The organism is Eubacterium sp. SB2, assembly GCF_001244405.1.
GTDB classification, from domain to species: domain Bacteria; phylum Bacillota; class Clostridia; order Lachnospirales; family Lachnospiraceae; genus Faecalicatena; species Faecalicatena contortus_B.
Genome location: NZ_LN865153.1, coordinates 97,703 through 111,799, shown reverse-complemented (window position 1 = coordinate 111,799; position 14,097 = coordinate 97,703). Strand labels below are relative to the sequence as shown.

The window sequence follows — 14,097 nt, the reverse complement described above, 5'->3', positions numbered from 1 at the left end:
AAATTGAGGTAAAGCCGATGAATTATAAAACAGTATATCAGGGAGCCTCTGCGGAAATCGTCGAAAAAAAGTCACGTTTCATAGCCGATGTATTTCCTGTTTCCTCTACAGAAGAGGCAATGGAGTACCTGGAAAAAGTAAAAAAGCAGTACTGGGATGCCAGGCATCACTGCTGGGCTTATGTAACCGGTGTTGAAAATGTACAGGAGCGCTGCAGCGACGACGGAGAGCCGAGCGGAACCGCAGGCAAGCCCATTCTCGAGGTTATAAGGGGACAGGGCCTGCACAATGTGCTCATCGTCGTCACCAGATACTTTGGAGGCACGCTGCTTGGAACAGGAGGGCTGGTGAGGGCATACACAGCAGCATCGCGGGAAGGCCTGTCTCACAGTAAGATTATAACCAGGATTTACGGATTTAAACTGAAAATAAGCACGGATTATACCGGTCTGGGAAAAATACAATACCTGCTCGCACAAAAAAATATCCCGCTGCTTGACACCGCATATACCGACTCCGTAGAAATCACGGCCCTTGTATCCCAGGAGGAAGAAAAACATATCACCAAAGAAATCATAGAAGGAACAAACGGAAAAAGCCAGATCCAAAAAGAGGGGGAGTGCTGGTATGCGGTTGTGGACGGCGAGGTTGTTTTTGAATGAAGGGGGGCGCCGCGGATGGAGCATCCTGGGTGCGGCAGATTGGGAGGAGCCAGGGATGTCAGGGGTGGAAAGCGCACCGCATACCCAATTCAATCCGGCCCTACCGTCAGATTCCCCCAAAAAGCGGAGGTTCTGCAGCCGGATGAAGCCCAGCCTGAGCGGAATGTGGAGAGGGAGACGCCGGGACACAAGAGGATGGGGCATGGAAGTATAGAGCGCACGGTCTAGAAGTACTTACACAAAATAAGCTGCCCACGAGGGATGGAAAGTGATTTTCCAAAATCACTTTCCAGGACAATCTAAGACGAGAAAGCATCAGGCTTTCTCGTCGCATGTTGTCTGTGCCCTCGTGGGCAGCTTATTTTGTGTTAGTACTTCTCCGTAAGCGGGTTACTTCCATGCCCCATCCTCTTGTGTCCCGGTGTCTCCCTCTCCACATTCCGTTCAGGCGTCCCTCAGCCACAGCATCCCCCGCTTCCAAAATCTAATCGAATTCAGGTTCTATGAGTCCGAATGACCCGTCTTTTCGTTTATAAACTACGTTTACCTCATCTGTCTCAGCATTGCAGAAGACGAAGAAGGAATGCCCTACCAGATCCATCTGGATGCAGGCGTCTTCCGGATACATTGGCTTGATTCCGAAACGCTTTGTCCTTACGATGCGGATCTCGTCATCCTGCTGTTCGCTGTCTTCTGATTCAAAGAATTCTTTTTTGAAGTTGCTTCCGCCGGCAGAGGCTGTTGGGTGCCCCTGGCTCTTTGCAACCAGTTTGTTTTTATACTTGCGGAGCTGTCGCTCGATTACTTCCTCTACGAGGTCGATGGATACATACATATCATTGCTTGTCTGCTCGGAGCGGATAATATTTCCCTTAACCGGGATTGTTACCTCGATCTTTTGTCTTTCTTTCTCTACACTGAGCGTTACGATAATTTCTGTTTCAGGAGTAAAATACCTTTCGAGTTTTCCCAACTTGTGTTCAATAGTGTCTTTTAAGCCTGGTGTTACGTCGATGTTCTTTCCACTAATAATAAATTTCATGATGCTCAACTCCTTTTGTTCATATTATACAGACAGTCGTATGTTTACTGCTTGTATTATGTAAATATTATAGCATGTAAAAACTTTATTGTATAGAACGAATCACTTCAATTCTTCTAATTTTTCCCAACGTAAGCTTTGCCATGCGGAGCCCGAACTGTGGGGAAATGATGCACGCAATAAACGAATGCAGAACGAAGGGTGTTATAGCATTTATTGGATAATCCACTTAAAAAATAAAAAGCCCCCGGCGGGAGGCGCACTGTGGCGTAAGAGACAGATGCCGCAGTGCAGCCGCCACAGGCGCGAGTTTCATAAGCCTGCTTTTATTTTGCATTACTTCTTTTGCGCATTCTGGAATCCAGGATTTTCTTGCGGATACGCAGTGACTGCGGCGTAACTTCCAGCAGTTCGTCGGTATCAATGAAATCCAGCGCCTCTTCCAGGCTTAATATGCGCGGCGTGGTGAGCCTTAATGCTTCATCCGCGCTGGAAGAACGGGTGTTGGTCAGATGCTTGGTCTTGCAGACATTTAGTTCGATATCTTCAGCTTTCCCATTCTGGCCGATTACCATACCTGCATATACTTTTTCACCGGGGCCGATAAATAAGGTGCCTCGCTCCTGGGCGCTGAATAATCCGTAGGTTACGGACTCCCCATTCTCAAAGGCAATCAGGGAACCCTGCTTGCGGTACTGAATATCCCCCTTGTAGGGCGCATAGCCGTCAAAGCTGGTGTTGAGGATTCCGTTTCCTTTTGTATCGGTCAGAAATTCTCCTCTGTATCCGATCAGTCCTCTGGATGGGATGGAAAATTCCAGACGTGTATAGCCGCCGTTGGAGGCGCCCATGTTCTGCAGTTCCCCCTTGCGCTGGCTCAGCTTGTCGATGACGGTCCCTGTAAATTCGTCGGGGACGTCCACATAGGCAATTTCCATGGGCTCTAGCTTTTTGCCGTTTTCATCCGTTCTGTAGAGGACCTCTGCCTTGCTTACGGCAAATTCATAGCCTTCGCGTCTCATATTTTCGATCAGGACAGACAGGTGCAGTTCGCCGCGTCCGGATACCTTGAAGCTGTCTGCATTTTCCGTTTCCTCCACGCGGAGGCTGACGTCGGTGTTTAACTCTCGGAACAGACGGTCTCTGATGTGGCGGGAGGTGACATATTTTCCTTCTTTGCCCGCAAAAGGGCTGTCATTGACAATGAACTGCATGGATATCGTGGGCTCGGAGATCTTCTGGAAAGGAATCGCCTCCGGGCAGTCGGGAGAACACAGGGTGTCTCCGATGGAAATACCGGAGATACCGGAAATGGCAACGATGGAACCAATGCTTGCTTCTTTGACTTCCACCTTGCTGAGGCCGTCGAATTCGTACAGCTTGCTGATCTTTACCTTTTCCAGTTTATCCGGATCGTGATGGTTTACAAGTACCATATCCTGGTTGACGGAAATCGTTCCGTTGTCTACTTTTCCGACTCCGATCCGTCCCACGTATTCGTTGTAATCAATGGTACTGATCAGCACCTGTGTCGGCGCTTCCGGGTCGCCTTCCGGCGCCGGGATATAGTCCAGGATTGTTTCAAATAAAGGCTGCATGTCCTTCTCATCGTCAGTCAGGTCCAGCACGGCAATTCCGGACTTGGCGGAAGCGTAGATGAAGGGGCAGTCCAGCTGCTCATCGGAGGCGTCCAGATCCATGAAAAGTTCCAGCACTTCGTCGATGACTTCATCGGGTCTTGCCTCTGGCCTGTCTATTTTATTGATGCAGACGATCACGGGCAGCTCCAGCTCCAGCGCCTTGCGCAGCACGAATTTGGTCTGCGGCATAGCACCTTCAAAAGCATCCACAACGAGGACAACGCCGTTGACCATTTTGAGGACGCGCTCTACCTCTCCGCCGAAATCAGCATGCCCGGGCGTATCGATGATATTGATTTTGGTTCCTTTATAGAAGACGGCAGTATTTTTGGAGAGAATTGTGATACCTCGTTCCCTCTCGATGTCATTGGAGTCCATGACACGCTCTGCGACTTCCTGGTTCTCGCGGAAAACACCGCTTTGTTTTAAAAGTTCGTCGACCAGGGTGGTCTTGCCGTGGTCAACGTGGGCGATAATCGCGATGTTTCTAATATCTTCACGTTTTGTTTTCATAATTTTCAACACTCTTTCCTACTTATGATATGTGGTTACAACTTTTTTATTCTATCACAAAAAATTACGGAAGGGAAGGCACATTTACAGAAGGCAGCGGAGACGGAATGCAATTTTACGATATTCTTCATGCTATTTGGACAATTTTCGCCCGGATCTCAAAACTTTGTCGAACGATTCAAACCTGCTTTTCGTTCTAAAGCATATGTCATGTTCATAGACTTAGTATTGACTCAAAAATACCACTCAGAGGAAGGGAGAACTACAAAATTATGTCAGATAAGATTATTGAAAACAATCAGGTAACAATCATGGGCGAGGTGGCTTCAAAATTCACATACAGCCACGAGGTATTCGGGGAAGGTTTTTATATGGTGGATGTGCTTGTGAAAAGGCTCAGCAATTCCGATGACCGGATTCCGCTTATGATTTCAGAGAGACTTATTGATGTGACCCAGGATTATACAGGGGAATTCATTATGGCCTCCGGGCAGTTCCGCTCTTACAACCGCCATGAAGAGCAGAAGAACAGGCTGGTGTTATCTGTATTTGTGCGGGAAGTTGAATTTATCGACGAGGAGCTGGACGGGGCAAAGACAAACCACATACTGCTGGAAGGATACATATGCAAAAAGCCCGTGTACCGGAAAACGCCGCTTGGACGTGAGATCGCAGACCTGCTGCTGGCAGTGAACAGGCCTTATGGTAAATCAGATTATATTCCATGCATCTGCTGGGGCAGAAATGCCAGATATGCATCCGGTTTTGAGGTGGGAGAGCATGTGCAGATTCTGGGCAGAATCCAGAGCCGGGAGTATGTAAAAAAATTATCTGAGACAGAAACGGAGACACGCATAGCGTATGAAGTATCTGTAAGTAAACTTGAATGTATGGAAGATTAAAGATAGAAGGACGAAGGTGTGTTACTGTGCACACCCTGCGGGCGTGCACAGTAACGGCATCTGTCCATTTAAAGTCGCCTATGGCGGGGGCAGATGCCCCGAGACCATCACATCATCGGCTCCGATGCCGTGCAGCGGGGTGCACGGCACGGTCTGAACAGTAACCGAAGGAGTGTCATTTAGGAAAATGACGCTCTTTCTTTACGTTGACATCAACCATTTTTAATGTTAAACTTTGGAAGAGATAAGCGAATTAGATTAGGAGGATGTATATGTCAATTTTTGAAGGAGCCGGCGTGGCTTTGATTACCCCATTTAAGGCAGATGGCAGTGTGAATTATGATAAGCTCGATGAGTTGATAAACTACCATTGTGAGAATGGCACAGACAGTATTATTATTTGTGGTACGACAGGCGAATCTTCTACATTAACAGAAGAAGAACATATGGATTGTATTAAGTTTACGATAGAGCGCACGAAGAAACGGATTCCGGTAATCGCCGGGACCGGATCCAACTGCACCCGCACCGCGGTGGAGATGTCAAAGGAAGCTGCGGAGGATGGGGCTGACGGCCTGCTTGTCGTGACTCCTTACTATAATAAGGCCACACAGGCCGGGCTTGTTGCGCATTATAAGGCGATTGCGCAGGAGGCAAAGGCTCCGATCATTTTATACAGCGTAAAGAGCAGAACCGGCATGAATATTGAACCGGCTACAGTAGCGCAGATGGCCAGCGAGGTGGAGAACATCGTGGCTGTTAAGGAGGCATCCGGGGATATTTCCCAGATTACGAAGATTATGCAGCTGACAGACGGAAAGATTGACCTCTATTCCGGCAATGACGATCAGATTATACCTTTGATGGCTCTGGGCGGCAAGGGAGTGATTTCTGTATTGGCCAATATTGCTCCGAGAGAAACGCACGATATCTGTGAGAAGTTTTTCAAGGGAGATCTGGAAGGCAGCCGTGCGCTGCAGCTTAAGGCGCTGCCGCTGATCGAGCAGCTGTTCTGTGAGGTGAATCCGATACCGGTCAAGAAGGCGGCGAACCTTATGGGCATGGAAGTAGGCGGCCTGAGAATGCCACTGACAGAGATGACGGAAAAGAATGCGGCAAATCTGGCAAAAGCAATGGCTGATTTCGGGATTAAGCTTGCTTAATTCGGTAAATATATGATTGTGAAAGGGATATCATACGTTGAGTAACTGGCTCAAATGTGGTATCCTTTTTTATATAGAGGGACTCCTTTGAGAGTTCCGTACATTATATGAAAAGGCTCGGGAGGGACAGATATGATAAAGGTTTTAATGCATGGCTGCAACGGAAAGATGGGACAGATGATTACAGGACTTATCAGGGATGATGAACAGGTGGAGATTGCCGCAGGCGTGGATGCTTATACAGGGCTTGCCAACGACTATCCTGTATTTGAGAACGTGGAATCCTGTGATGTGGATGTGGATGTGGCGATTGATTTTTCAAACGCCGGAGCGGTGGACGGGCTCCTGGACTATTGTGTGGAAAAGCAGGTTCCTGTGGTGCTCTGCACAACCGGCCTGTCAAATGAACAGCTCAAAAGGGTCAGTGAGGTATCCAAAAAGGTCGCAGTGCTGAAGTCGGCGAATATGTCCATGGGAATCAACCTTCTTCTGAAAATGCTTAAGGATGCCGCGAAGGTGCTGGCTCCGGCGGGCTACGATATTGAACTGGTGGAGAGGCACCATAACCAGAAGGTGGATGCTCCCAGCGGCACGGCCCTTGCGCTGGCAGATTCTATGAATGAGGCGCTGAATCATGAATATACTTATGTATATGACAGAAGCCAGGTGCGTAAAAAGAGGGAACAGAAGGAGATGGGCATCTCAGCGGTCCGCGGCGGAACGATTGTCGGGGATCACGAGGTGATTTTTGCCGGCCCGGACGAGGTAATCGAGTTCAGGCATACGGCTTATTCCAGAAGTGTTTTTGGAAAGGGTGCAGTGGAGGCGGCCAAATTCCTGGCAGGTAAAGAGGCCGGTATGTATGATATGAGTGATGTGATTCAATTTTAACATGATAAGCGTGGATTGAAACCATCACAATGTATGGGGAGGAAGTATTATGAAAGATCTGGAAACAAGATATCTTGAGCGGCTCTCTGATTTATATCCGACGATTGCCGCGGCTTCAACAGAGATTATTAATCTGCAGGCAATTTTAAATCTGCCCAAGGGAACCGAACATTTTTTGACAGACATCCATGGGGAGTACGAGGCGTTTGCACATGTACTGAAGAATGGGTCTGGTTCGGTGAGAAGAAAGATAGACGATGTTTTCGGCAATACCTTAAGCTCCAGGGACAAGCAGTCCCTGGCTACGCTGATTTATTATCCCAAGGACAAGATGGCCCAGGTGAAAAAAGTGGAGAGCAATATGGAGGACTGGTACAAGATCAATCTGTACCGTCTGATTGAAGTTAGCAAACGGGCGGCGAGCAAGTATACCCGGTCCAAGGTAAGAAAGGCGCTTCCGAAGGATTTCGCATACGTGATCGAAGAACTGATTACGGAGAAGGTGGAAGTAAATGATAAGGAATCTTATTATAATGAGATTATTAAGACCATTATCCGAATCGGCCGGGCGGAGGAGTTTATCGCGGCGATCTCGGAACTGATCCAGCGTCTTGTCGTGGATCATTTACATATTGTGGGAGATATTTATGACAGAGGCCCGGGCCCTCATATCATTATGGATAAACTGATGACCTATCACTCCCTGGATATCCAGTGGGGCAACCACGACGTCCTCTGGATGGGCGCGGCGGTCGGTCAGAGAGGCTGCATGGCGAATGTGGTGCGTATCTGCGCGAGGTACGGCAATCTGGATATCCTGGAGGACGGCTATGGAATTAACCTGCTTCCGCTGGCTACATTTGCGCTGCGGACTTACGGGGATGATCCGTGCACCTGTTTTGCACTGAAGGGTCCGGAAAAGGCGAATAAGGCGGAGATGGAGATGGATCTTAGGATGCACAAGGCGATTTCCATTATCCAGTTTAAGGTGGAGGGGCAGATTATAAAGCGCCATAAGGATTTTGGACTGGATGACAGGGCTCTTCTGCACAGGATTAATTTTGAGAAAGGGACGGTTAACCTTGACGGGACGGATTATCCTCTTCTGGATACGAATTTCCCGACAATAGACCCCAAAGATCCCTATAAGCTTTCGGAGGAAGAGGAAGAGATCATGGAGCGTATGGAGCGCGCATTTCTCGGCTGCGAGAAACTGCAGGAACATATGCGTTTTCTGCTTGCAAAGGGCAGCCTGTACAAGGTTTATAATCATAATCTGCTGTATCACGGCTGTGTGCCTCTGAACGAAGACGGCAGCCTGAAGGAAGTTTCTCTGTTCGGAAGAAAGTTTAAAGGAAAGTCACTGTATGATGCCCTGGACCGGTATCTGAGAAAAGGATTTTTTGCATTGAATGAGAGGGAACGGGAGGACGGCAAGGATATGATGTGGTATATCTGGCTGAATCCGAATTCTCCGCTGTTTGGCAAGAATAAAATGGCAACATTTGAGAGATACTTCCTTGCAGAGAAGGAAACACATGTGGAGAAGAAGAATCCGTATTATTATCTTCTCGAGAAAGAAGAGGTGATCGACAATATTATGCGGGAGTTCGGTCTTTGTCCGGATGAAGCGCATGTTGTCAACGGTCATGTCCCTGTAAAATGCAAGAATGGAGAAAGCCCCATAAAATGCAACGGCAAGGTGCTTGTGATTGACGGTGGATTTTCGAAGGCTTACCAGAAGGAGACGGGAATTGCTGGTTATACGTTGATATACAATTCTTACGGACTGCTTCTGGTTGCACATGAGCCTTTTGAATCCACGGAAGCGGCGATCCAGAAGGAGAGCGATATCCACTCGGATTATATGGTGGTAAAGCGGGTGCTGGAGCGGCGCCTGGTCGGTGATACGGATATTGGAAAAGAACTTAAGGAGCAGGTAGCAGATCTGGAAAGGCTGCTTGCGGCATATCGAAGTGGTGAAATTATCGAAAAAATATAAGAAACGAGGGACTGCCCGGAATCCATTTTCCGGGCAGTCTGCACATAGAGAAACATTAAGACAGAAAGGCTTGGAAATGACATGGGAAAATATGCAGGGCAGGGATTTTCAATACCTGATAATGTAGAGGTGACGGAACCTCTGAAGATCTATTTGAAAGAGATTGGGAGCATTCCTCCGCTCAGTGCCGGTGAGGAGCTTGAACTGGGGAAAAGAGTCGCGGCAGGGGACACAGACGCGAAACGGAGGCTGGAGGAGGCGAATCTTTGCCTGGTCGTGTCAGCCGCCGGGCAGTACAGCGGGCGCGGCCTGCAGTTTTTGGATCTGATCCAGGAAGGCAGTATTGGGCTGATGCAGGCGGTAGAAATGTTTGATTATACAAGGGACGGCGCATTTTCCGATTATGCACGCAGCTTTATTGAGGAGGCCATGAAACGTGCGATAGATGAACAGTCCCGAGAAATCCGTGTGCCGGCTTATGTTGCGGAGAATATGAAAAAGGTACAGAAAGTTTCGAACGTATTGCGTCAGGAACTGGGGCGCGCGGCCACTGCAGGTGAGATTGCGGGAAGGATTGGGGATAAGTCAGAAGAGGAAGTGAAAAGCGTGCTGGCATTTCTGGAAAACCCGGTTTCACTGGAGGCTCCCACGGGGGAGGAAGAGGATGATATTCTGGAAGATCATATTGAGGACCAGGAAGAAAAGACTCCCGAAGATGCGGTGAATATTTTAATTCAAAAAGAAGAAGTGCTTCATCTCCTGGAGAGTCTGAGCGAGAGGGAACGCCATGTGATCAGCATGCGCTTTGGGCTGGAGAATGGCAGGATCCACACCCAGGAAGAAGTCGGACGGGAGCTGAATGTGTCAAAAGAGCGGATCTGTCAGATAGAAGAACATGCGATGAAAAAACTCCGCGAGGCCGCCGGGAAAGAATAGCATCCGAGGTTCCTGTTAAAATAGAAATTTTTCCCACACATAAACATTCTGAAATTGCAAATATTACTAACACAAGATTATGAATGGAAAGGGAGAAATAAAATGAAAAGATTTAAAAAGTTTTTATTATTAATGATGTGTGTTGGAGTACTTTGCGGTGTAACAGCATGTGGTACAGATAAGAACACAAACGATGGAAAAACAAATACAACAGACGAGAAGAATATGAACGATGCTACAAACGGCAAAGACACCAAGGATAATAAAGGTGATGGTGCGGTAGATAACGCAGTGGATGATGCAACAGATGCGGTAGATGATGCTGCTGATGATCTTACAGATAACAATGGTCCTGAAAAGGATAATCTGGAAGACAGAAATACAAACGACAAAGATGTAAATAATAATGATGCAGCTAACAACACAGATAACAATGCTGCAGACAACCAGTAGGAAAACACGGCAGAATCTGCAAAGGGGTCTGACCCCTATGCGCCCCATTTTCTTAATTGTTTCAAACAATTAAGAATTCGAGGTTCATAGGGGTCAGACCCCTGGTTTTTTCAAGTTTACTGTGGTAAAATAGCAAAATGAGACATTTCATAAGTTAAGATATAATTCGAATACGTAAAGAAACAAAAGTAAAGGAGTACATATTATGAGTATGGAAAGAAAGCTTGTTATGGGCAACGAGGCGATTGCCCTGGGCGCTGTCCGTGCCGGTGTGAGAATGGTGGCCGGTTATCCGGGGACGCCGTCGACAGAGATTCTGGAGACAGTTGCTAAGCATAATGACGGGAGCATTCACGTGGAGTGGTCTACCAATGAGAAGGCCGCTATGGAAGTCGGCGCAGGAGCCGCTTATGCTGGTGCCAGAACGCTGGTTACGATGAAACAGGTGGGGCTGAATGTGGCTTCCGACCCTCTGATGAGTCTTGCCTATGTTGGGGTAAAAGGCGGTATGGTGATTGTGTCGGCGGATGATCCGGGACCGATTTCTTCACAGACGGAACAGGATACAAGACATTTTGCACAATTCTCGAAGCTGCCTGTGTTTGATCCATCATCGCCGGATGAGGCATATCTGATGATTGCGGATGCTTTTGCGTATTCGGAAAAGTACCAGACACCGGTTCTTTTCCGCCCGACGACAAGAGTGTGTCACGCCTGTGTTAGCATTGATCTGCTGCCAAAGCTGGATGTGCCCGAGCCGGAAGGGTTTATCAAGGATACCATGCGCTGGGTTATTTTTCCCAGGCTTTCCTACCAGAATCATATCAAGATCGAAGCGAGAAATGTGGAACTGTCGGAAGTGTTTTCTTCCTACGACAAGAACCTGCGAAGGGAAGGAAAAGGCAGGAAAGGCGTTGTCTCTGGCGGGGTGAGTTTTGCATATACGAGCGAAGTGATACCGGAGGATGTGCCGCTTTTGAAGATCAGCACGCCTCATCCGTTTCCGGAGCGTCTGGCGAAGGAATTTATGGAGGACCTGGATGAAGTGCTGGTACTGGAAGAACTGGATCCGGTGATTGAAAAGGAACTGCTTCAGATTGTGGGTAAATACCATCTGAATGCAAAGATTTGTGGAAAACTTACGCATGATACGAAGAATGCGGGGGAAAACAGTGTGGAAAGTATCCGGGGGGATCTGGAGCGTTTTCTCGGAACCGAAGAAACTGATTCGAAAGAGCTCTGCGGCGCCCGGGGGGATATACCGCAGCTGCCGGTCAGGCCTCCGGTTCTGTGTGCCGGGTGTCCCCACAGAGCTTCCTTCTATGCGGTGAAGAAGGCAATGCGCGGGAAAAAGGCGGTATTCAGCGGGGATATCGGCTGTTATACCCTGGGAAACGCGAAGCCGCTGGATATGGTGGATACCTGTCTCTGTATGGGGGCAGATGTAACGATCGCCCAGGGATTACATATTATAGAACCAGACGCGGTGAACTTTGCGTTCATCGGAGATTCCACGTTTTTTGCTTCCGGTATTACAGGGGTTGTGAATGCGGTTTACAATCAGACGGACATTGTGCTGATTGTGCTGGATAATTCCACAACGGCGATGACCGGCCACCAGCCCCATCCCGGAACAGGTGTAACCATGATGGGGGAGGTCGCGGACAAAATCAGCATCGAGAATATTTTGCGGGGAATCGGGTTAACGTGGATTGAGACCGTTGATCCGCTGAACCTGGAGCTTGCTGCAGATACAGTGAAGAGGGCGGCCAAAGAAAAGGGTGTGCGTGCCGTGATCTTCAAGTCTCCGTGTATTGCGGTAGCAAAACCGGGAAAATTATATGAGGTAAAGCAGGAGTCCTGTACAAAATGCAAGGTCTGCATCAGCCAGCTTGGATGCCCGGCAATTACAGTAAATGGCGGTGAAATTGTGGTGGAGCCGTCTTTGTGTTATGGATGCGGTCTGTGCAGCCAGGTATGTCCGTCAGGTGCAATCGGGGAGGTGGAAAGCGATGAATAAAAGTTGTCTGTTATGCGGAGTCGGAGGTCAGGGCGTTGTGCTTGCCTCCAAACTGATTGCCTATGCGGCTATGGAGCAGGGAAAATTTGTGAGGACGACGGAGACCATCGGGATGGCACAGCGCGGCGGCTCAGTTGTGAGCCATGTGCGGATGGGGACAGAGGTGCATTCTCCGCTGATTCCGCTGAAAAGTGCGGATATGCTGCTGGCATTTGAACCGGCAGAGGCGGTGCGCTGTCTGCCGTATTTAAAAGAGGGCGGTACAGTGATCGTCAGCAGCAAGACAGTAAAGCCGGTTACGGCCACGCTGAGCGGCAGTACATATGAAGGAACCGAGATGTTGGAATATCTGAAAAAAAATGTAGAGAACCTTGCCATATTGGACGGAGAAGAGATCTGCCGGCAGGCGGGTTCTTCCAGGGTTCTGAATGTGGCGCTGCTGGGCGCGGCGGCTGCCAGCGGTGTGCTGGACATTTCCGCAGAAGAGATGGAAAGTGCCGTGGCCGGCAACGTGAAGGAAAAATTCCTGGACATGAACAGGAAAGCGTTAACACTTGGAATGACCGCGTTTGAGCAGGCATAGAGGGGAGCAGATATGAAAATGACAGAATTACAGCTGGAGCTGATTAAAGAAAATCTGAAACAGCTGACATCCAAAGATTGTTTTTACAAAGAAAAGTTTCAGGATATCGATGTTTCTAAAATACAGAGCCAGGAAGACTTTGAAAAGCTGCCGTTTACCTGGAAGGGAGATCTGCGGGAGGCATATCCTTTGGGGCTGCAGGCCGTGCCCGATGAAGAGGTAGTGAGAATTCATTCTTCCTCAGGGACAACGGGGACTCCGGTTATTATTCCCTACACCAAAAAGGATGTGGAGGACTGGGCGAAGATGTTTGCCCGCTGTTACGAGATGGCCGGAATCACGGCGCTGGACAGAATTCAGATTACTCCCGGATACGGACTGTGGACCGCCGGTATCGGATTTCAGGCAGGTGCTGAGTATTTAGGTGCAATGACGATTCCGATGGGACCAGGCAACACAGATAAACAGCTTCGCATGATGAAGGACATGAAAGCCACCGTTTTGTGTGCGACTTCTTCTTATGCACTGCTTTTGGCGGAGGAGATTGCAAAAAGGGGGATCTCTGACAAGATACATCTGAAAAAGGGCGTGATCGGTTCCGAGCGGTGGGGCGAAAAGATGAGAAAACGGATCGCCGCGGAGCTGGGGGTTCAGCTGTATGATATTTATGGGCTGACGGAAGTGTATGGGCCGGGAATTGCCATGAGCTGTGATTATGAATGCGGAATGCATTACTGGGATGACTACCTGTATTTTGAGATTGTGGATCCAAAGACAGGGAAAACTGTACCCGACGGTGAAATCGGCGAGCTGGCGATTACAACCCTGCGCAAACAGGGCGCGCCGCTTGTCCGTTACCGTACCCATGACCTGACGCGTTTCATACCGGGAGAGTGCAGGTGCGGTTCAAAGTTCCCGCGGATCGATACACTGATCGGAAGAACGGACGATATGGTAAAGGTAAAAGGCGTCAATATCTTCCCGAGCCAGATCGAAGAGATGCTGGGCGGAGTACCGGAAGCTTCCAGCGAGTACCAGTTTATGCTGGACCATATGAATGGAAAAGATGTCTGCACCCTGTTTGTGGAAGTCAACAAGAATGTGGATAAAAAGCAGGCGGAGGAAGCTGTGAAAAAGGCGTTCAAGACGAAAATCGGTATTACTGTGAATGTGATGCCTGTATCAATCGGAGATCTGCCGAGAAGCGAGAAAAAATCTACACGTATATTTGATAACCGATATTGACAAATGTTTGACAATGAGGTTCAAGGGGGTCAGACCCCTCTGCAA

13 protein-coding genes are annotated in these 14,097 nt (G+C 48.6%); 11 read left to right on the top strand and 2 right to left on the bottom strand.

The genetic code is table 11. The features are described 5' to 3' along the window. The first annotated feature begins 17 nt into the window (after positions 1–17). Both BN1938_RS12695 and BN1938_RS12690 read left to right on the top strand, forming a co-directional pair. On the top strand, positions 18–662 hold the full coding sequence (locus BN1938_RS12695; protein ID WP_050640973.1) for a YigZ family protein: 645 nt from the start codon (positions 18–20) through the stop codon (positions 660–662). 15 nt (positions 663–677) lie between these two features. After that, positions 678–890: a hypothetical protein gene (locus BN1938_RS12690; RefSeq protein WP_050640972.1), complete on the top strand. Its 213-nt coding sequence runs from the start codon at positions 678–680 to the stop codon at positions 888–890. 256 nt (positions 891–1,146) lie between these two features. Here BN1938_RS12690 and hpf read toward each other — a convergent pair whose 3' ends face one another. Together hpf and typA are read right to left on the bottom strand one after the other, a co-directional pair. After that, positions 1,147–1,704: a ribosome hibernation-promoting factor, HPF/YfiA family gene (gene hpf, locus BN1938_RS12685; protein WP_025655623.1), complete on the bottom strand. Its 558-nt coding sequence runs from the start codon at positions 1,702–1,704 to the stop codon at positions 1,147–1,149. Positions 1,705–2,030: 326 nt separating this feature from the next. After that, complete coding sequence (gene typA / locus BN1938_RS12680) at positions 2,031–3,857, bottom strand: translational GTPase TypA (RefSeq protein WP_050640971.1); 1,827 nt, start codon at positions 3,855–3,857, stop codon at positions 2,031–2,033. Between the two features lie 272 nt (positions 3,858–4,129). On the opposite strand from typA, the gene BN1938_RS12675 reads away from it, so the two are divergent. The 9 genes from BN1938_RS12675 (at position 4,130) to BN1938_RS12635 (ending at position 14,052) form a co-directional block, all read left to right on the top strand. Beyond that, on the top strand, positions 4,130–4,759 hold the full coding sequence (locus BN1938_RS12675) for a single-stranded DNA-binding protein (RefSeq protein WP_025655625.1): 630 nt from the start codon (positions 4,130–4,132) through the stop codon (positions 4,757–4,759). Positions 4,760–5,031: 272 nt separating this feature from the next. Next, on the top strand, positions 5,032–5,922 hold the full coding sequence (dapA, locus tag BN1938_RS12670) for a 4-hydroxy-tetrahydrodipicolinate synthase (protein ID WP_050640970.1): 891 nt from the start codon (positions 5,032–5,034) through the stop codon (positions 5,920–5,922). A gap of 132 nt (positions 5,923–6,054) precedes the next feature. Then, positions 6,055–6,813 (top strand): 4-hydroxy-tetrahydrodipicolinate reductase, encoded by a 759-nt coding sequence (gene dapB, locus BN1938_RS12665; protein WP_050640969.1) that lies wholly within the window; start codon positions 6,055–6,057, stop codon positions 6,811–6,813. Positions 6,814–6,862: 49 nt separating this feature from the next. Continuing rightward, the gene (locus BN1938_RS12660; RefSeq protein ID WP_050640968.1) at positions 6,863–8,815 is read left to right on the top strand and encodes a fructose-bisphosphatase class III; all 1,953 of its coding nucleotides are present in this window, start codon (positions 6,863–6,865) and stop codon (positions 8,813–8,815) included. An 81-nt stretch (positions 8,816–8,896) separates the two neighbouring features. After that, positions 8,897–9,751 (top strand): sigma-70 family RNA polymerase sigma factor, encoded by an 855-nt coding sequence (locus BN1938_RS12655; RefSeq protein ID WP_050640967.1) that lies wholly within the window; start codon positions 8,897–8,899, stop codon positions 9,749–9,751. Positions 9,752–9,853: 102 nt separating this feature from the next. Further along, entirely contained in the window at positions 9,854–10,204 is a 351-nt protein-coding gene (locus BN1938_RS12650; protein WP_050640966.1) for a hypothetical protein, read from the top strand. A 211-nt stretch (positions 10,205–10,415) separates the two neighbouring features. Beyond that, entirely contained in the window at positions 10,416–12,224 is a 1,809-nt protein-coding gene (gene iorA, locus BN1938_RS12645; RefSeq protein ID WP_050642688.1) for an indolepyruvate ferredoxin oxidoreductase subunit alpha, read from the top strand. After that, complete coding sequence (locus BN1938_RS12640) at positions 12,217–12,807, top strand: indolepyruvate oxidoreductase subunit beta (RefSeq protein ID WP_050640965.1); 591 nt, start codon at positions 12,217–12,219, stop codon at positions 12,805–12,807. The genes iorA and BN1938_RS12640 overlap by 8 nt, the downstream gene beginning before the upstream one ends. A gap of 12 nt (positions 12,808–12,819) precedes the next feature. Then, positions 12,820–14,052 (top strand): phenylacetate--CoA ligase family protein, encoded by a 1,233-nt coding sequence (locus BN1938_RS12635; RefSeq protein ID WP_050640964.1) that lies wholly within the window; start codon positions 12,820–12,822, stop codon positions 14,050–14,052. Positions 14,053–14,097: the final 45 nt, after the last annotated feature.